This is a genomic window from Bacillus sp. MBGLi79, assembly GCF_002953915.1.
The window spans coordinates 1,151,653-1,171,377 of the sequence record NZ_CP026521.1; the positions used below are offsets into that span (position 1 = coordinate 1,151,653).

General features: G+C 43.2%; 17 protein-coding genes and 2 pseudogenes. 13 read left to right on the forward strand and 6 right to left on the reverse strand.

The window, feature by feature from the left end; all coding sequences use genetic code 11:
- Window positions 1-86: 86 nt before the first annotated feature.
- A pseudogene (locus C1T29_RS05765) lies at window positions 87-680 on the forward strand (MetQ/NlpA family ABC transporter substrate-binding protein); the annotation flags it as partial.
- A gap of 2 nt (window positions 681-682) precedes the next feature.
- On the opposite strand, the gene dgcK reads toward C1T29_RS05765, so the two are convergent.
- On the reverse strand, window positions 683-1,762 hold the full coding sequence (dgcK, locus tag C1T29_RS05770; protein ID WP_095432752.1) for a diguanylate cyclase DgcK: 1,080 nt from the start codon (window positions 1,760-1,762) through the stop codon (window positions 683-685).
- A 171-nt stretch (window positions 1,763-1,933) separates the two neighbouring features.
- Here dgcK and tcyP point away from each other — a divergent pair, with 171 nt between their 5' ends.
- Window positions 1,934-3,325: an L-cystine transporter TcyP gene (gene tcyP, locus C1T29_RS05775; protein ID WP_095432751.1), complete on the forward strand. Its 1,392-nt coding sequence runs from the start codon at window positions 1,934-1,936 to the stop codon at window positions 3,323-3,325.
- A gap of 295 nt (window positions 3,326-3,620) precedes the next feature.
- On the opposite strand, the gene C1T29_RS05780 is transcribed toward tcyP, so the two are convergent.
- The 3 genes from C1T29_RS05780 to C1T29_RS05790 all read right to left on the reverse strand — a co-directional run bounded on the left by C1T29_RS05780 (window position 3,621) and on the right by C1T29_RS05790 (window position 5,313).
- Window positions 3,621-4,190, reverse strand: a complete 570-nt coding sequence (locus C1T29_RS05780; RefSeq protein WP_095432749.1) for a DUF2812 domain-containing protein — start codon at window positions 4,188-4,190, stop codon at window positions 3,621-3,623.
- A complete protein-coding gene (locus C1T29_RS05785; RefSeq protein WP_103748973.1) occupies window positions 4,177-4,494 on the reverse strand; it encodes a PadR family transcriptional regulator in 318 nt (105 codons plus the stop codon). Before C1T29_RS05785 ends, C1T29_RS05780 begins: the two co-directional genes overlap by 14 nt.
- A 372-nt stretch (window positions 4,495-4,866) precedes the next feature.
- A complete protein-coding gene (locus tag C1T29_RS05790) occupies window positions 4,867-5,313 on the reverse strand; it encodes a hypothetical protein (RefSeq protein WP_103748972.1) in 447 nt (148 codons plus the stop codon).
- Between the two features lie 149 nt (window positions 5,314-5,462).
- Between C1T29_RS05790 and C1T29_RS05795 the strand changes: the two genes are divergently transcribed.
- Window positions 5,463-6,047, forward strand: coding sequence for a YhcN/YlaJ family sporulation lipoprotein (locus tag C1T29_RS05795; protein WP_095432747.1), 585 nt, complete (start codon window positions 5,463-5,465; stop codon window positions 6,045-6,047).
- Between the two features lie 119 nt (window positions 6,048-6,166).
- Window positions 6,167-7,131 (forward strand): annotated as a pseudogene (locus C1T29_RS05800) (hypothetical protein).
- Here C1T29_RS05800 and C1T29_RS05805 read toward each other — a convergent pair.
- Window positions 7,063-7,716: a spore coat protein gene (locus C1T29_RS05805; protein ID WP_103748971.1), complete on the reverse strand. Its 654-nt coding sequence runs from the start codon at window positions 7,714-7,716 to the stop codon at window positions 7,063-7,065. The pseudogene C1T29_RS05800 and the gene C1T29_RS05805 sit on opposite strands and share 69 nt — an antisense overlap.
- A gap of 82 nt (window positions 7,717-7,798) precedes the next feature.
- On the opposite strand from C1T29_RS05805, the gene C1T29_RS05810 reads away from it, so the two are divergent.
- Both C1T29_RS05810 and srtA read left to right on the forward strand, forming a co-directional pair.
- Window positions 7,799-11,449 carry a sortase-dependent nonspecific endonuclease YhcR gene (locus tag C1T29_RS05810; protein WP_103748970.1) on the forward strand — a complete coding sequence of 1,217 codons (3,651 nt, stop codon included), beginning with the start codon at window positions 7,799-7,801 and terminating at the stop codon, window positions 11,447-11,449.
- Window positions 11,446-12,042 carry a sortase SrtA gene (gene srtA, locus C1T29_RS05815; protein ID WP_103748969.1) on the forward strand — a complete coding sequence of 199 codons (597 nt, stop codon included), beginning with the start codon at window positions 11,446-11,448 and terminating at the stop codon, window positions 12,040-12,042. The genes C1T29_RS05810 and srtA overlap by 4 nt, the downstream gene beginning before the upstream one ends.
- Before the next feature lie 30 nt (window positions 12,043-12,072).
- Here srtA and C1T29_RS05820 read toward each other — a convergent pair whose 3' ends face one another.
- On the reverse strand, window positions 12,073-12,981 hold the full coding sequence (locus C1T29_RS05820; protein ID WP_103748968.1) for an RluA family pseudouridine synthase: 909 nt from the start codon (window positions 12,979-12,981) through the stop codon (window positions 12,073-12,075).
- Window positions 12,982-13,091: 110 nt separating this feature from the next.
- Here C1T29_RS05820 and C1T29_RS05825 point away from each other — a divergent pair, with 110 nt between their 5' ends.
- The 7 genes from C1T29_RS05825 to glpF all read left to right on the forward strand — a co-directional run bounded on the left by C1T29_RS05825 (window position 13,092) and on the right by glpF (window position 19,721).
- Window positions 13,092-13,487: a YhcU family protein gene (locus C1T29_RS05825; RefSeq protein WP_103748967.1), complete on the forward strand. Its 396-nt coding sequence runs from the start codon at window positions 13,092-13,094 to the stop codon at window positions 13,485-13,487.
- Between the two features lie 137 nt (window positions 13,488-13,624).
- On the forward strand, window positions 13,625-14,047 hold the full coding sequence (locus C1T29_RS05830; protein WP_103748966.1) for a CBS domain-containing protein: 423 nt from the start codon (window positions 13,625-13,627) through the stop codon (window positions 14,045-14,047).
- 125 nt (window positions 14,048-14,172) lie between these two features.
- Window positions 14,173-14,835 (forward strand): HAD family hydrolase, encoded by a 663-nt coding sequence (locus C1T29_RS05835; RefSeq protein ID WP_095432741.1) that lies wholly within the window; start codon window positions 14,173-14,175, stop codon window positions 14,833-14,835.
- A gap of 15 nt (window positions 14,836-14,850) precedes the next feature.
- Entirely contained in the window at window positions 14,851-16,392 is a 1,542-nt protein-coding gene (locus C1T29_RS05840) for a bifunctional GNAT family N-acetyltransferase/carbon-nitrogen hydrolase family protein (RefSeq protein WP_103748965.1), read from the forward strand.
- 367 nt (window positions 16,393-16,759) lie between these two features.
- On the forward strand, window positions 16,760-18,112 hold the full coding sequence (locus C1T29_RS05845; RefSeq protein WP_103748964.1) for an aspartate aminotransferase family protein: 1,353 nt from the start codon (window positions 16,760-16,762) through the stop codon (window positions 18,110-18,112).
- Window positions 18,113-18,139: 27 nt separating this feature from the next.
- Window positions 18,140-18,718, forward strand: coding sequence for a glycerol uptake operon antiterminator GlpP (glpP, locus tag C1T29_RS05850; RefSeq protein ID WP_014663334.1), 579 nt, complete (start codon window positions 18,140-18,142; stop codon window positions 18,716-18,718).
- Window positions 18,719-18,896: 178 nt separating this feature from the next.
- On the forward strand, window positions 18,897-19,721 hold the full coding sequence (gene glpF, locus C1T29_RS05855; protein ID WP_003233386.1) for a glycerol uptake facilitator protein GlpF: 825 nt from the start codon (window positions 18,897-18,899) through the stop codon (window positions 19,719-19,721).
- Window positions 19,722-19,725 lie beyond the last annotated feature (4 nt).

Below are 19,725 nucleotides of genomic sequence, written 5' to 3' on the forward strand. Positions count from 1 at the left end.
GCGCTGTCTTTTGCTAATAATGAGTTTAATTTTGTCATTGAAGATTTTGACCGTTATTTAGAAGCACAACAGCCCGTAGATATTAATTTCAAACCATTTCATATTTTCAATCGTTCACTCAAAAACACAAACTTAAGCTTGCACCGCTCGGTACGACATACATAACGCCTATGGGCATTTATTCAAAACAATATGACAGAATCCAAGATATACCGCGGGGAGCTGTTGTTTCTGTTCCCGATAAAGCGTTCGATTTTGGCAGGGCGCTTACTGTGCTTCAGGAGGCGGGATTGCTAACGTTGAAAAACGGATTTAACGGAACAGGTTCAGTTGATATGATTAAAGATAATCCGAGACACCTGAAATTGAAAGCTGTCCGGCAACAGGATGCAGTGAGCGGTGGGGACGTGTTTGTTATGAAACCATCTGAAGCAAAAAAAGCGGGCCTGAACCCGAAAAAGCATACCATAAAGAGCGGCGGTCTCATGTCTGTGGAAGAGATGAATTTGATTGTTGTCAGAGCGGAGGATCAAGATCGGGAAGCGCTGCAAACCATTCTTGAGCTTTATCAAGCTGATGATACAGCGGCATTTATAGAAAAAGAATATCAGGGAGATCTTGTCCCGGCTTTTCTGCCTTTGAAACGTCTTTCAGATTGGAAGAATGAATTCGAACATTGAATTCATTCTTTTTTTTCTGAAAAACACACTTTGTTCCGTCCCGTCTCTTTCGCTTTGTAAAGCATTTGATCGGCAAGAATGGGCAAGGATCTTGGCCGTTCCGTATTATTGGGGTAATGAGCGGCCCCCAGTGATATCGTAACGGAAAGCTTTTCACCGTTTTTTAATATAATCGGTTCATGACTGACAGCGCTCCTGATCCGTTCTGCGATCTGGGCTGCTTTATTAAGAGAACAGTTCGGCAGAAGCACGGCAAATTCCTCACCACCGATCCGAGCGGCTGGATCACTATTTCGGATGCTCTGCTTCAGACGTAAGCCCAGCTCTTTGAGCACCTGATCTCCTTCATGATGGCCATATTGGTCATTGATGGTTTTAAAATGATCGATATCCATATAAATCAGTGCAAATTGAAAATGCGGGGTATCGGCCGCCTGTCGATACAGAGCTTTTGTGATTTCTTCAAACTTTCTTCGGTTATACACGCCTGTTAAAAAGTCAAAGTGCGCTTGAAACTTATATTGTTTATAAAGAAGATGTGCATTTGTTTCATGATCAATAATATATAAACTGAGCATACCGCCCGCTATTGAGATGATCCAAAAATATAAATGAAGTTCATATGAATGTAAGTCTATAAGAAAATAAAAGGTAAAGGAGATCAAGCTATTTGTGATTATTATAAGATAGAAAGCATGTTTTAGTTGAACTTTTTTTCTTCTAGAAACAATGAGTGACGGGATGGCAGCGATACAAATGATAATAACCGAGTAAAGTGCAGATGTGTTCATTGTGATCAGCATGCGGCCAGCAGCGATCATAGCCAGGGCCGTTGCCGTTGAAACCCAGCCTCCATAAAGAGCGGCAATCATAATAGGGATATTTCGAAGATCAATAATTGAATGCTGATAGGTAAATCCAAACACCATCAGAATAACCCCGAGCAAACCGCAGGCCAGTCCTTTAACAGCTTGAAAGGATATGCTGTCTTTTTTATGTACTAACCTTTCTTTAAACAGGTGGGTGAAGAGATAATTAAATGTGATTAAAATCGTCAAGTTTACAAACAGTTCTTTCAGCAAATATTATCACCCTTATATAAGGTACTAAAGATGGAAGGGAAAGAAAAGAAAAAAAAGGCATTATATAAGGTTTTTTTGCTTCAATTGATAAGTTAAAATAATTCGCACTTGACCCATCGGAATTAGTGTAATATAGTAAATGAGAAAATTTGAAGGGAGAGTTTACCTGCTTTGGAGACTTTACTAGTTGTATTACATGTATTTATTTTATTTTTACTTATCTTAGGGCTCTTTGTTATGCAGAAAAAACATGTTTCCTTCTCTAAACGTGTATTTACTGCGCTGGGACTGGGGATTGTATTTGGATTTGCGCTTCAGCTGATTTACGGCCCGACTTCAAATATAGTTATTCAAACAGCCGACTGGTTTAATATTGCCGGGGGCGGATATGTCAAATTGCTTCAAATGGTTGTCATGCCTCTTGTCTTTATTTCGATTCTAGGTGCATTTACAAAGCTGAAACTGACAAAAAATCTCGGGAAAATCAGCGGTTTGATTATCGGGATTTTAGTAGCAACAACAGCTGTTGCAGCAGCTGTCGGTATCGTGTCCGCACTTTCATTTGATTTGCAGGCGATTCAGGTTGACCAAGGAAGTACAGAGCTTTCACGGGGGCAGGAGCTTCAGCAGAAATCAGAGGATATGACAGCGAAAACGCTGCCGCAGCAGATTGTTGAACTGCTGCCTGGAAACCCGTTTTTAGATTTTACGGGAGCTAGACCGACTTCAACGATCGCTGTCGTTATTTTTGCCGCTTTCCTTGGAGTGGCATTCCTCGGCGTAAAAAACAAACAGCCGGAACAGGCAGAAACATTTAAAAAACTGGTTGATGCCGTTTATGCCATTGTCATGCGTGTTGTCACACTCATTTTGAGACTGACGCCTTATGGGGTGTTGGCTATCATGACAAAAACGATTGCAACGAGTGATCTTGACAGCATTCTAAAACTGGGCATGTTCGTGATTGCTTCATATGCCGCGTTAATCACTATGTTTATCATTCATTTGCTGCTGCTGACGTTCAGCGGCTTGAATCCTGTGATTTATTTGAAAAAAGCAGTGCCTGTACTTGTATTTGCATTTACGTCAAGGTCAAGCGCAGGTGCTTTGCCGCTGAATATTAAAACACAGAGAAGCATGGGTGTGCCTGAAGGGATCGCAAACTTTGCCGGTTCGTTCGGCCTTTCGATCGGCCAAAATGGATGTGCGGGCATTTATCCTGCAATGCTGGCGATGATGATTGCCCCGACTGTCGGTCAAAATCCATTCGACCCGGTGTTTATTATCACTGTTATCGCAGTCGTTGCCATCAGCTCCTTCGGTGTTGCCGGAGTCGGCGGCGGAGCGACTTTCGCAGCGCTTCTTGTATTATCATCATTAAACATGCCTGTAGCGCTCGCCGGTTTATTAATCTCAATTGAACCGTTAATTGATATGGGGCGTACTGCTTTGAATGTCAGCGGAAGTATGACATCCGGCCTTATTACAAGTAAGGTCACGAAGGAAATTGATCGAGGTACATTTCATGATCAATCCAGAGTGATTGAAGCTGAAGAAGCGTAACATATGAAAAACGTGTAACCCGACAGGGATTACACGTTAATAAGACCCATGAACCTTGTAATATAAAGGTTCATGGGTTTCTTTTTTTGTTTTTTTGGAAGATCAAGCCGACATTACTGATCAATGGATTGATCTAATTGAAATGAAAATTGTTTTTTTAACGAGTATTCATGGTATCTTGAAGACGCTAACTTATCTGAGGCCCCATAAAAGATTCCTGCTAGAAGATGAGTATCCAAATCTAATTCAATCGTGCTTCATTGAATTAAAAAAGTTCATAATGAACCTCTTCGCATTATTTTTCTATTAACATTGAATACTTTCGATACACTTTATAAAAACTGGCGGCAAAGAGAACAACCATAAGGGCGGGAAGCGACCTCAAAAGAGCAAATGGAGTTTCAAATAAAAATGCTTTCCAAAACCATTCACCTTTCATACTCCAAAGACCTTCAGTTAAATATAAACCTGAATCCTTATAGATCATATAAGAAAAAAACAAACACATGAGACCTAAACCTGAAGAATAATTCATCAATCTTTTATAATAATTACTCTTTGATTGGCGATCCGAGAAGATTTCATTTTGACCATCATTTTCTTTTTGCCAATATCGAATTCCACTAAGCCAAGGGCCATTTATATAAATCCAACCGAAGTCTTCATATATCCCTTTGTAATCTTTGAACTTTTTCTTTGGTAAAATATCTTGGTAATCCAGTCGGATCACATATCTCTTGTCGGTTTTTTCAAAAGTGTATATTCCTAATCCACTAATATTTGTACAACGATAGCCTTTTTGTAATTGCTCGTTCAGCCATTGTTCCTCTTTTTCAATATCAAAAAACATCTTAAATTTCTTCATTCGATTCACTACCTTCGTACAAGGATAAAATATGCAATAACCTATTTTGTTCCATTTTTAAAATAGCGCTTCCTTCTTCAGTTATCATGTAAACTTTTCTCCGGCCTGACTCTCCAACAGGTTCAATCCAACCATGCTTATTCAAGTTTTCAACCGCACCGTATAATGTACCCGCTGCTAAAATAACAGTACCGTTACTTATCTTTTCTATCTTCTGCATTACGGCATAGCCATGGAGCGGCTCGCGCAGAGCTAATAAAATATAATGCATGGTTTCAGACAACGGTAATAATTTGTGTTTCATATCCGCACCCTCTATTCAGTTTGACTATATAGTTCAACTTAATAATAATGTAATACAGTTCAACTGAATAGTCAACAGCATTTTCCAACGCTCAAGTAAATTCTAAATGTTGAGTGTTGAAGCAAGAAACAAAATGAATAGTGTTCTGTCCTTTTCAGCCTTTTGATGAGGGAGCTAATAATGAATCGATAAAGATTGCTTCGGATAGAGCGGCAGCATAAACAAAAAATCCTTCAAACGTTCTAATTGAACGAAAGAAGGATTTTTTTAGCTCGCCAATTGTACTCCAAAATAGGCGAAAAAATATAGAAAACAAGAAGTTTAAAAGAAAAAAACACCTAGAGGCAATGTTGAGCCAGGTTACACGTTTTTTTAACGGCCGGGTTCTAAGTCCTCCAGCATTTCCATCATCGTGTTGTCGTCCATGACATTCATTGCGCTTTGCTCAAAATGAATGGGTTCAGCATAATGAGGCTGTCTTTTTTTCGGGGCTGTTTCAGTTTGCCTCGATTGTGTCTGTGTATGCTGATGCTGTGTTTGCTGTTGTCCGGCATTCTGGTGCTGACGGCCGTTTTGCCGCTGGCTTTGATGTTGTGAACGGTCCTGGTTATCACCGCTACCGCCGCCTAATGCTTGTTTGACCATGTTTCCTACATTAGAAGCATCAAATGTGTTATTTTCTGAATGTTGTCTGTTCATTTGTCCTGTGATAAACCCGCTGATTCTTTGGCGGATCTGAGGTGATAATGCAGCAATAAGCATAGTTGATCCGATGATCAATGCTGCGGGGCTGATTCCTCTTCGCTGGTTGAACAACATGATCCCTCCTTTGCAATGTACTCATATTTTCCCCCTCATTAGACAAATTAACCGTTATATTTCCCGGGAAAGCATTTCCTTCAGATTTTCATGCATAATTAAAGCCAGTTAGAAAAACCTATAAGTAAAGTGATAAAGGAGGAATTCACATGCTTGGAAAAAAACAAGTCCTTGCGTCTGTGCTTCTTATCCCTTTGCTTATGACTGGCTGCAGTATGGCCAATCAGGGTGAGGGCAGACGTGATAATTTAGAACCTGAAAATGTTAACTATCGCAATCCGGTGAACGATAATGGCACAAGAAATATTAACGATGGCAATAATAATCGTGACAATGTCGATAATAATGTAACTGACAATGTCAACAATACCGATAACAACAATAATAACGGTAATGACAACCGTAAATTAGATGTTGCTGACGACGCTGCCGATAAAATCACTGATATGAAAGAAGTAAAACATGCAAATGTAATTGTTGCCGGAAATCAAGCATATGTGGCAGTTGTATTAACAAATGGAAATAAAGAAGTTGGAAAAGACCTCAAAAAGAAGATTTCAGATAAAGTGAGAGACACTGATAAAAACATGGATAATGTTTACGTTTCAGCTAACCCTGATTTTGTAGAGCGTATGCAAGGATATGGAAAACGTATTCAAAATGGTGATCCAATCGCCGGGTTATTTGATGAATTTACACAAACTGTACAGCGCGTATTCCCTAACGCTGAATAAATGAAAAAAGCCGCACAAATTGTGCGGCTTTTTCTGTGCGTTGATGACACACTGTGAACTCAGGCTGCATAGAGTAAAAATAAAAGGTACAAGACGGACCGGCTCAGGGAGGGAGACGTTTGCGGGGTGGCATAGGAAAGCGTGCGGCATCCGCTCTATTCCTGTGCGGAGTCCTTGTGATGCTGGCTGTAAGCTCAGCCATCGTATCAAGCACGATGTATATCCTGTCTTTGCCAGGGCAGGCATCTGGAATCACAAAAGAACAAGTGACGAAGCACATGAAGAAAGAGTCATTTAAACAGGCCGATATTTATTACACTTCTAAGGAAAAGTCCTTACTGCCATTGACGAAAGAAACGCTTGAATATGCGGTCAGTATTAATCAGTTTATGATTGGATATTCGAATCAAAAGCCTATTGATATTATTTTTTTTTCTAATGAAAAACAGATGGAGGATTACTCCGGTTTATTGGATGTCGTTGGTTTTTATTCTGAGCGGGAGCAGCTGATCGGATTGTTGCCTGAAGAGAAAAAGAAACTTTTAGAAGGGGACGAGGTAGCGGTTTATTTGTACCAGAGATTGTTGATTCATGAATACACACATCATGCGTTTCACCAGAAATTGAAGGAGCTTGAGGCGGACCCCGATGAGTTTCCGTTATGGTTTCATGAAGGGTTAAGCGAGTGGATTGCGAACTATGAATTGCTTATCGATCCGATCACGTTTTCTGTTGTCCCTTTTGACCGTTTGCAGTCAGACCGAGACTGGCAGGAAGCCAGAGCCGAATATGAAACTGATGTCTATTTGCAAAGCTTTTATATGCTCGATGAGCTGACGGGTAAATACGGGAAAGACATTATATCGGAACTGATAAAGGAAACGGCAAAAAAAGGGGACTTTAAAAAAGGGTTTAAATCAGCAACAAAGGAAAGTCTTGATCAATTTGAAAAAGACTTTAAGAAAAAATTTGAAAAAAGTGAGGCATTGGATAAATACTATCCAATGCCTTTGTATTAATGAAGCCCTTGCTGGCCCATACCGCCTTGTGTCGGAGGCATTTGTCCTTGTGCAGGGACGAATGAATTTCTCAGCTGTTCCATGTCCTGCGAATCAAGCTGAGGAACTTGGTAATAGCCGTGTTTGTTTTGATATAGGAAAATTTCAAATGCCATTTCAACATACTCCTGAATTTGCGCAGACAGTACGCGTCTTACGGCCGGATTTGTCATTTCCAGAGAAGCCATCGTCAGCATAGAAGCTTGTGCTTTAACCGCGCAAAGCATTTGTCGGCTGATGATGCTGTCATCAATATCATTCATGGATTGAACAGGTTTTTTAGGCTGTGACGGCTGCATGCCATAAACAGTCTGGTTGTCTTCCTTCATCATATAAGTTGCTGTTTTTTGTGAAGGTTCGCTTCCTGTTTTGAAACATTCTGCAGTTATATTGTATTGAGAAGAAATGAATTGATATTGACGATCAAGGATATTTAATAATTCTTGATCCTTACAGAATTGTCTCAGCATCATAAACTGATCAAGCACAGTAAGTGTTCCGGACAGCACCTCGTGCATATCAAACATTTCATGTCCGCCGTGGTTTTTATGCGGTTTTCCAGGAATGCCTTTGTTCATTTGGGATTGCTGCTGCTGATTTAACTGATCCAAACCGAATTCCTCCTTGTTTTTCAGATCAGCTGTATTTTGTGCCAGTCTGCCGCGTATTATGCAGAAGCCTGAAAGGAATTATATGCTGTCTGTCGAAATGGTAAGCAGACAAAGTCATTGTCATTATGTGTATATTAAGGGAGGAAATATGATGAGGCGTATGATGCATATGGTATTGATCATGGCATTGATATTCTTAAATGTCATGTACACGTGCGAAGCGGTAACTGCAGCTGAACCGCAGCAGGCTATATCAGTTGAGAAGGCAAAACAGCAAAAAGAAGGACAGGCGCTTGTCGAAGGATATGCAGTCGGCCAGGCTGTTTCCCCGCAGCATTACAAGCTGACAAGCCCATTTTCAAATGATTATAATGTCGCGCTGGCAGACCGCAAAAATGAAATATCGCCCGATCATATCCTTCCTGTGCAAATCCCTTCAGCTTTCAGAAACCAGTTCGGGCTGCAAACCAATCCGCTTCTTCTTGGAAAAAAGATAACGGTTCAAGGCAAGCTTGAAAATTACTTTAACACGACGGGACTTAAAAACGTTCAGTCGATGAACCTAACCGATGACACGAAAACTCCGCCGGCTGAACACCCAATGACCATAAATGAAGCGCGGGGAAGGCTGAATGAAGAAGTAACGATAAAAGGGATCGTCACAGCTGATCAAAACGCAATCGGAGGCGGGAAGCTGTCGACCTTTTTGCAAGATGAAACCGGAGGCATTAACATGTATTCGCCTTCCCCTGAACAATTTCCCGAATTAAAAGAGGGCATGGTTATCACGGTGACAGGGAGAATCACGACTTACCAGGGACTGAAAGAAATCGTTCCAATCTTATCAGGCATCAAAATCAATCAGTCAAACCAGCCTCTCCCCGCCCCTAAACAATTAACAATCAATGAACTCATTAATGGCAGCCTGGGTGATCAGTATGAAGGCCGCCTTGTGACACTAACTGCATTTGTCTCCTCAATTCCAAGTTCTCCTTCAGGCGGCGGTTACAATGTAATGATGATTGATGACGACCATCATGCAATGACGCTCCGGGTTATGAATGAAACAGGGGTGATAGACGAACTTAATGAGGGTAAATGGTATGAATTTACTGGTGTGTTAAGCAGATACCAATCCTTTCAGCTGCTTCCGCGAAAATCGTCTGACCTGAAGCTGCTTGAAGAGCAGCCCGCACCTCCGTCTGCTGAGGGAGAATATGAAGGGATTGTTGACCGGGTTGTTGACGGCGATACCATCCATCTCAAATCTCCGGTTCTTGGAACGACCAAAATCCGGTTTGTAAATGTAGATACACCTGAAACATATCACACACCAAAAAATGACGCAGACGAAAATCAATTAAGATTTGGCAAAAAGGCATCTGACTATCTAAAAACGGTTCTGTCCCCAGGGGATAAAATCACTGTTAAGGTCGGGAGTGAAGCCAAGGACAGCTATGGCAGGCTGCTCGGACAAGTCATAACTGAATCAGGTTCAAACGTGAACTTAGAGCTTGTGAAAAAAGGCTATGCGCCGACATATTTTATTTGGCCGGTTGACAATGAAGAGGATTATCAGCAGTTTCAGTCCGCAGTAGCTGCTGCGAAAAAAGAACAAAAAGGAATTTGGAATGAAAACGATCCGCTCATGGAAATGCCGTTTGAATTCAGAGCCAGAGAGCAAGGGAAAGGCTTGACAAGATATGTAGGGGATTCGTCGAATCAAACATATGTGCAGCCGGCTGACTGGAAGAGGGTCGCGGTGGAAAACAGAATTTTCTTTGCGTCAGCAAAGGAAGCGGAGAACGCAGGATATAAAATGAGGCAAACGGCACCTGAAAAAAATGTGCCGCTAAGAATTCTCAGCATGAATGATTTGCATGGCAAGATCGATCAGCAATATGAGCTTGATCTCGATGGGAACGGAACTGCAGACGGCACATTTGGACGCATGGACTATGCCGCCGCATATATAAAAGAAAAAAAGGCTGAAAAGAAAAACACGCTAATGGTGCACGCGGGAGATATGATCGGAGGCAGCTCTCCAGTTTCATCTCTTCTTCAGGATGAACCCACTGTAGAATTAATGGAGGACATCGGATTTGATGTCGGAACTGTGGGAAACCACGAATTCGATGAAGGCACCGATGAACTGCTGAGAATTTTAAATGGCGGTGATCACCCGAAAGGCACAAGCGGATATGATGGACAGAACTTTCCCCTTGTATGTGCCAATTGTAAAGTGAAATCAACTGGAGAGCCCTTTTTGCCGGCTTACGACATCATAAATGTGGAGGGCGTACCCGTGGCTTTTATCGGAGTTGTCACACAGTCGGCAGCTGGTATGGTTATGCCTGAAGGAATAAAAAATATCGAGTTTACAGATGAAGCGACAGCGGTGAATGAGGCGGCCAAAGAGCTGAAGAAAAAAGGCGTAAAGGCCATCGCAGTTCTCGCACATATGTCAGCTGAACAAAACGGCAACGCCATTACCGGAGAGTCTGCTGATCTTGCAAACAAAACAGATTCTGAAATTGACGTGATTTTTGCCGCGCATAATCATAAGGTTGTTAACGGCGAAGTGAATGGAAAACTGATTGTTCAAGCGTATGAATATGGAAAAGCGATAGGTGTCGTTGATGTAGAGATCGATAAAACGACAAAAGACATTGTCAAAAAGTCAGCGGAAATCGTATATGTGGATCAAAGTAAAATCGAACCGGATGCCAGCGCTTCAGCCATTTTAAAGAAATACGAAACTATTGCTGAACCGATTATCAGCGAAGTAGTCGGCGAAGCAGCTGTTGATATGGAAGGAGGGTATTCAAATGACGGCGATACACCACTTGGAAACCTGATTGCGGATGGAATGAGAACTGCCATGAAAACGGATTTCGCTCTTATGAATGGCGGAGGCATACGTGAAACGCTGAAAAAGGGCCCGATTACGTGGGGAGACCTTTACAATATTCAGCCGTTTGGAAATGTGTTAACGAAGCTTGAGATTAAAGGAAAAGATTTAAGAGAGATTATCAATGCGCAAATCTCGCCGGTTTTGGGGCCTGACTACAGCATCAGCGGGTTTACGTACACGTGGGATAAAGAAACTGGAAAAGCAGTCGATATGAAAATGGCAGATGGCACCGAGATCCAGCCTGATGTCACATATACATTAACCGTCAACAACTTTATGGCGACGGCGACAGGCACCAAATATCAGCCGATCGGATTGCTTGGGAAAAATCCGGTGACAGGGCCAGAGGATTTGGAAGCGACAGTTGAGTACGTGAAGAGTTTTGATGAGCCAATTGCGTATACAAAAGAGGGAAGGATTAAGCTCGCTGCAGCCAGTGATATTGAAGACCCTGTAACAGAAGACCCGGTTACGGAAGAGCCTGGAGATGACCCGGGGACGGAGCATCCAATGAAAGAGGTTCCAGAGCCTGATGTGGATTTGCCTGATATAAAAGAGACTCCGGGCACAGCACCGGTTCATCAGCTGCCGCCTTCAGCCATTTTGAGCTTCGATGAAATACCTATCAACAACACAAAAAACGCTGCCAATAGCATCAGCACATTGCCTTTACGAAACGAGGGCGGGGAAAGCGGGTCAGAGCATCCGCTTCCGGATACATCAGCAAACTACTATAACTTTATGGTGATCGGTGCGGCGGTGACATTATCCGGAACTTATTTATATGTCAGAAGAAAAAGGAGCGCCTCCAGAACGTGAAAAAAGTTATTCCACTACTTATCATTGCGGCCGGCCTAGTGATCGCAGGCTATGGAGGCTTTAAATTGATCGATACGAATATGAAAACGGAACAGACATTAAAAGAAGCAAAACTGGCGGCGGAAAAACCGCAGGAACCTTCGGGAACGAAAAATAGCGCAGAGCAGGCAAAGAACAAAGCATCATTTAGGCCTGAAACCGGCCAAGCGAGCGGCATTTTGGAAATACCGAAAATCAATGCAGAGCTTCCGATTGTGGAGGGCACTGATGCTGATGATTTAGAAAAAGGTGTCGGGCATTATAAGGATAGCTATTATCCTGATGAAAACGGACAAATTGTGCTGTCAGGGCATCGAGATACCGTGTTTCGCCGGACGGGAGAGCTGGAAAAGGGAGATCGGCTCCGCATTCTCCTGTCTTATGGAGAATTCACATATGAAATTGTAAAAACAAAAATTGTTGATAAGGATGACACATCTATTATCACGCTCCAGCATGAAAAGGAAGAGCTGATTCTGACGACCTGTTATCCGTTTTCATACGTGGGAAATGCCCCGAAGCGCTATATTATATATGGAAAGCGAGTCATTTAAAAAGCCGCAGGAAATACCTGCGGCTTTTCTTCATGAAAAATATGTAGAGCACAGGATTTCTATATCAGCCGGGAAAGGCGCTTCGGCAACAATCAGCTCGCCGGTTATCGGGTGAACGGCCTGTACCTTTTTGGCATGCAGCGCCTGTCTGTTTAACAGCTTGTTCCCGCCTCCGTAAAGCGAGTCTCCTATCAGTGGATGGCCGATGCTCGCCATATGAACACGAATTTGGTGTGTTCTTCCTGTTTCCAGCTCTAATTCAACGAGCGACAGACGCTCTTTCACATTGCTGGCCATTACCTTGAAATGAGTAACGGCTGTTTGCCCGCCTGATGAAACCCGGCGCCTTGTCGGGTGTGATCGGTCTCTGCCGATCGGTGAATCAATTGTTCCTTTTTTCGTCCGTAGCTTTCCTTCAGCGATGGCGGTATACGTACGCTTCAGCATCTTTTTCTCTAACTGCTGGTCTAAGATGGCGTGTGCCAGACGATGCTTGGCAAAAACGATAGCGCCAGATGTATCCTGATCCAGACGGTGGACGTGGCGCACCTTACATGTTTCGCCATTTATCTGATAATGATACGCGATCAAATTAGCCAGTGTGCCTGTTTGCCCATCTTCATTCGGGTGCGTCGCTATGCCAGCTGGTTTATTGACGATGAGCATGTGATTGTCCTCAAATAAAATATCAAGCTCGCCATACTCCGGAATGACCGAAGATTCTTCATTTTCTTGAAGATCAATGAACACGCGGTCTCCCTTTTTTACAATCATATTGTTTAAGACGGATTCGTGATTGACCTTTATCTGATGATGCGTCATCCATTCTTGTATCACAGGTTTAGAAGCTTTGAGCCCTGTTTTGAGTATGGAAAACAGCCATTGGCCGTCCTGTTTTTCATTGATGAGGACCTCAAGCCCTCTGCCTTTTTGTTTCATGTCAAATGGCTCCTTTTCGAAGCGGAAGGCTGCTGTTTCTCATAGGAAACACTTACCTTAGCTTTCGCGTTTTTTTCTGTGCTATTCTTGAGTAAGACTTAGGATATTCGATGGCAAGAAAGGTGATTGACGTGAGAATTGTGAACGCAGCAACTGCAGAACAGGAGAGCTTTATCAAGGAGCTGTCTATGGAGCTGATCCATGATGTATTTCCTCTTTATTTCTCCGAGCTGGACATTCAGCGCTTTAAAAAGAAAGGCGTTCTATCTTTAAATAACCATTATTACCAAGGAACATTAAAAGAAGCATTTCAAATTATGGCTTGTCTGCAAATGATACATATTATCCTGACAAAGCCTTCGCCGCACTCTGATGTGAGTGATCAGGCGATTTTTGAAAAAAACAGCAAGATGCTGAATGATTTTGGGATTTATTTTCCGTTTGCTTTTTCTGACTTTCAAAAGAAGGTAAACAAAGCCTTTTTCGGTCACAGAAGGCTGATATAATCAGGTGGCAAGAGCTTTTCTATTTTCAGAAAAGCTCTTTTTTGTATCAGAGAAATCATATCATAAAACCTTTCCTCTAACTCCCTTTTTAAACGGCTCGTGTCTGAACATACTAATGATTGAAAGGGGTGCTGACAATGAGTTCAGTTAAAGATACAATGACAACGCAGGTGGCAACCGTTTCTCCGAATCAAACGATTCAGGAAGCGGCTTCTCTAATGAAACAGCATAACGTCGGGGCGATTCCCGTTGCAGAGCAAGGTGTTTTAAAAGGAATGCTGACTGACCGTGACATTGCATTAAGAACTACAGCTCAGGGCCGTGATGGCCAGACACCCGTTTCAGAAGTGATGTCAACAGAACTCATATCAGGAAACCCTAATATGAGTCTGGAAGACGCGTCGCAGCTGATGGCCCAGCACCAAATCCGCCGCCTTCCTATTGTAGATCAAAACAATCTAGTCGGGATCGTTGCGCTTGGAGACCTGGCAGTCAATCAGATGTCGAACGAGTCTGCGGGAGCAGCGCTGACAAACATTTCTCACCAAAACATTCATTAAATAGAAAGAGCTTGCAGTGTGCAGGCTCTTTCTTCACATAAACCTTACTTTTTGAAAGCAGACTTGTTTCGGGGTATAGTAAATGTATACATATGTCTCAATTCGGACTAAAGGAGTTGTACCGAGTGATTAAAGCGTTAATTTTTGATTTTGACGGACTTATTCTAGATACAGAAACACACGAATATGAGGTTCTTCAGGAAATATTTGAAGAGCACGGCTCAGTGCTACCGCTATCTGTCTGGGGGAAGGTCATCGGAACTGCAGCGGGATTCCGGCCTTTTGAATATTTAGAAGAGCAGATCGGGAAAAAGCTGAATCATGAAGAGCTCACAAAATTGAGAAGAGAGCGGTTTGCCAAACGCATGGAAACAGAAAAAGCGAGACCTGGTGTCGAAGCGTATTTGAATGCGGCAAAGGATTTAGGCTTAAAAGTAGGCCTTGCTTCCAGCTCCGATTATAAATGGGTATCGGGCCATTTGAAGCAAATCGGCCTGTTTGATGATTTTGAGGTTATTCAAACGGCGGATGATGTGGAAGAGGTAAAGCCGAATCCTGAGCTCTATTTATTGGCGGCAAAGAATCTCGGGGTATCGCCAGCGGAATGTCTCGCGTTTGAGGATTCTGTCAATGGTTCGATTGCTGCGAAACGCGCAGGAATGAAGTGTGTCATTGTCCCGAATAAAGTAACGGGCACCTTGATGTTTGAAGACTATGATCACAGGCTTGAATCAATGGCGGAAATGGAGCTCGCCCTATTGCTTGAGCATCTGAACTCACAAAACTAGAAAGGAGCGAGTAGGTTGTCTGAGAAATTAGATTTGACCCGGTTTGAAAAGAAAATGGTTATCCGCAATATCGAAGAGAAAGACATCGACAAGATTATCGATCTTCAAAAGGACTGCTTTCCGGGGATGGAGCCTTGGAAGAGAGAGCATTTAATCAGCCATTTGGAGCATTTTCCAGAGGGGCAGTTTTGTGCAGAATTCGAAGGTGAAATTATCGGTTCTTGCTCAAGTCTCCTGATTAACTTTGATGAATATGATGACCGCCATACGTGGCAGGACATTACCGATGACGGTTATATCACCAACCATAATCCGGACGGCTTGAATATGTACGGAATTGAGGTCATGGTGCATCCGAAATACAGACGGATGAAGATCGGCCATCGTTTATACGAGGCGAGAAAGGATTTAGCGAGACGCTTAAACCTAAAAAGCATCATCATAGGCGGGCGGATTCCGAACTATCACAAATATGCAGAGGAAATGACGGCCAGAGAGTATGTTGAACAGGTGACACGCCACCAAATTTACGATCCGGTCCTTTCTTTTCAGCTGATGAACGGCTTTACCCTTATGCGAATTAACCCGAATTATCTCCCGGATGATACAGCTTCGATCAAGTATGCGACGCTGATGGAATGGAATAATGTCGATTATCTTCCGCAGCAGACAAAGCGCTATTATAAGTCAGCGTTCCCTGTGAGAATTTGTGTAATCCAATATGAAATGAAGAAAATTTATTCCTTTGAGGAATTTGCGAATCAAGTAGAATACTATGTCGATGTTGCTTCTGACGCGAGATCTGATTTTGCGGTGTTCCCGGAAATTTTCACAACCCAGCTCATGTCTTTCCTTGAAGAAAGGTCACCGAGCTTGGCGGTACAGAGAATTACCGAGTATACAGAAGATTACATCAGCCTTTTTACTGATTTGGCTGTGAAGTATAACGTCAACATTATCGGCGGGTCTCATTTCGTCGAAGAGGAAGGGAAAATTTATAATATCGCTTACCTGTTCAGACGGGACGGAACGATCGAGAAGCAATATAAACTCCATATTACACCGAATGAACGCAAATGGTGGGGAATCAGCGCAGGAGACCAGGTTCGCGTGTTTGATACAGACTGCGGAAAAATTGCGATCCAGATCTGTTATGACATTGAATTTCCTGAGCTTGCCCGGATTGCGGCTGACAAAGGCGCCAAAATCATCTTTACGCCATTTTGTACAGAAGACCGTCAAGGCTATTTGCGTGTCAGATACTGTTCGCAGGCTAGGGCGGTTGAAAATCAAATTTATACCGTTATCTCGGGAACGGTTGGAAACCTGCCGCAAACGGAAAACATGGATATCCAATACGCCCAGTCAGGCATCTTTGCCCCGTCTGATTTTGAATTCGCCCGAGACGGTATTGTCGGCGAAACAAACCCGAATATTGAAATGGTCGTCATCGGTGATGTTGACCTGGAAATTCTCAGAAGACAGCGCCAAAACGGCACAGTGCGCCAGCTAAAAGACAGGCGGCGTGATATTTATCATATTCACTATAAGAAATAATCCGGAAACCCGCCTGAATTGGCGGGTTTTTTTAAAACAAAAGCGGAATTGATACGTTTTCTTTAAAGTAAATTGTATATTGGAAGGCGCTTTATGAAGTTTCTTCCAATTCCCTATATCATACAGAAAACGGCTAGGTTTCACATGGCTATTGCAATAGCTGTCCAAGTCGTTTCGTGTGCGACCTTTATCAATACAATGCTGCATCCTCTTTCTTCTTGAGGAAAGAGGACGTTTTATTATTCACAAGGTTTATTGACTCTGGCCCCGTCTGGCTTTATATTGAAGGCAGGGAAATCATCACCAAGACATCACATAAAGAGAAGGTCTGTTTCAATGAATTGGCATTTTAGGGTACGCTAATGAAATGGAGATGATGGGGATGGAAAACATTCAGCAAAATCAGGGATTAAAGCAAAAAGATGAGCAATTTGTGTGGCATGCCATGAAGGGAGCGCATCAAGCGGAAAGCCTGATTGCCCAGAAGGCTGAAGGGGCCTGGGTAACCGACATAGACGGACGACGCTATTTGGATGCGATGTCCGGTTTGTGGTGCGTCAATATTGGTTACGGCAGAAAGGAGCTTGCGGAGGCTGCCTATGAGCAATTAAAGGAGCTGCCTTATTACCCGTTAACGCAAAGTCACGCACCCGCAATTGAACTGGCGGAAAAGCTGAATGAATGGCTTGGCGGCGATTATGTGATCTTTTTTTCCAACAGCGGATCGGAAGCTAACGAAACTGCTTTTAAAATTGCCCGCCAGTACCATCTGCAAAATGGCGATCACAGCCGTTATAAATTCATCTCAAGATATCGGGCATACCACGGCAATACATTGGGAGCGCTCTCAGCTACCGGACAGGCGCAGCGGAAATATAAATACGAGCCTTTAAGCCAAGGGTTCCTGCATGCAGCTCCGCCAGATATATACCGGAATCCTGTTGATGCTGATACGCTTGAAAGCGCAAATGAAATCGACCGCATCATGACATGGGAATTAAGCGAAACGATTGCCGGGGTCATTATGGAGCCCATTATTACAGGCGGAGGCATCCTAATGCCGCCTGACGGATATATGAAGAAGGTGGAGGACATTTGCCGGCGCCACGGAGCTCTTTTGATTTGCGATGAAGTGATCTGCGGATTTGGACGGACAGGCGAGCCGTTCGGGTTTATGCACTACGGCGTGAAGCCTGATATCATTACGATGGCGAAGGGAATCACAAGCGCGTACCTGCCATTGTCAGCTACTGCTGTGAAACGGGACATTTTTGAAGCGTATCAGGGAGAAGTTCCTTATGACCGTTTCCGCCACGTGAACACGTTCGGCGGAAGCCCGGCTGCCTGTGCCTTGGCATTGAAAAACCTGCAAATTATGGAGGACGAACAGCTGATTCAGCGCTCACGCGATCTTGGAGCAAAGCTTTTAGGTGAGCTTCAAGCTCTGAGAGAACACCCGGCAGTCGGAGACGTCAGAGGAAAAGGGCTGCTGATCGGAATCGAACTCGTCAAAGATAAATTAACCAAAGAGCCGGCTGATGCTGACAAAGTAAATCAAGTGGTTGCGGCATGCAAAGAAAAAGGGCTGATTATCGGCAAAAACGGAGATACAGTTGCCGGCTACAACAACGTCATCCAGCTCGCACCGCCATTTTGCCTGACAGAAGAGGACCTTTCCTTTATCGTGAAAACGGTGAAAGAAAGCTTTCAAACGATATAATATAAAAGTGATTGATTAAAGGAGCACATGATGAGTTTTCACAACCAGCCGATCTTACCGGCTATTCGCAATATGAAGCAATTTGATGAGTTTTTGAACAGTTCATTCTCTTACGGTGTTATTCTTGATATCCATCTCGGCCAGCTGAAGGGCGTGATCAGAGAAGCGCAAAAGCATGGAAAGAACATGATGGTGCACGTCGATCTTATTCAAGGGATTAAGCATGACGAATACGGAGCGGAATTTATATGTCAGGATATCAAGCCCGCTGGGATTATTTCAACAAGATCGAACGTGATTGCCAAAGCGAAGCAGAAGAAAATTTATGCTATTCAGCGCCTGTTTTTGCTTGATACAAGCGCGATGGAGAAAAGCATGGAGTTTATCGGCAAACATAAGCCTGACTTCATCGAAGTGCTTCCCGGCATCGTTCCGTCACTCATTCAGGAAATAAAGGAGAAAACGGGGATTCCCATCTTTGCCGGCGGCTTCATCCGTACGGAAGAGGATGTAGAGCAGGCATTGAAAGCGGGGGCTGTAGCTGTCACAACATCTAATACCAAATTGTGGAAAAAATATGAAAACTTTTTGACAGAAAGTGATTGACACCGCTTTCATAGACTGATACAATTGCACTAGGTTAATACATTGTGATGGAGAACTCGGAGACCACAGCAGCTCTTTACGGCAAATGTTTATGCACCCGTAAAGCGGTTTGTTGTGGTTTTTTTATTCTCTTCTTCTCTATCATGCTTTTTAATCGTGACTTTAGGAGGAATGTGCTATGACAGCATTTTGGGGAGAAGTCATCGGTACGATGCTGCTTATTATTTTTGGTGCAGGTGTTTGTGCAGGTGTCAATTTAAAGAAATCGCTTTCATTCCAGTCTGGCTGGATTGTTGTTGTATTTGGATGGGGATTGGGTGTTGCCATGGCGGCTTACGCGGTAGGCGGTATCAGCGGCGCCCATTTGAATCCGGCGCTAACGATAGCGCTTGCATTTGTTGGGGATTTTCCATGGAAAGAGGTTCCGGTTTATATTGCGGCGCAAATGATCGGAGCGATCATCGGTGCGGTGATTATTTATCTGCATTACCTGCCGCATTGGAAGTCAACAGATGATCCCGCTGCCAAGCTGGGTGTTTTCTCAACAGGACCAAGCATTCCGCATACATTTGCAAACGTTTTAAGCGAAGTGATTGGGACATTTGTCCTTGTGCTTGGAATCTTGGCCATTGGGGCAAATCAATTTACAGAAGGACTTAATCCTTTAATCGTTGGTTTCCTCATTGTAGCGATCGGTATTTCTCTAGGGGGCACCACCGGCTATGCCATTAATCCTGCGCGTGACTTAGGTCCGCGGATCGCCCACGCATTTCTTCCGATTCCGGGAAAGGGCTCATCAAACTGGAAATACGCATGGGTTCCGGTAGTCGGCCCGATTTTAGGCGGATCGTTCGGGGGCGTATTTTACAACGCTGCATTTAAAGGGCACATCACGAGCAGTTTCTGGATTGTAAGCGTTATATTGGTTGTGGTATTGTTAGGACTCTATGTCTATACGAAATCACATTCTGCTAAAACATTATCAAATTCAAAATATATTTAATCAA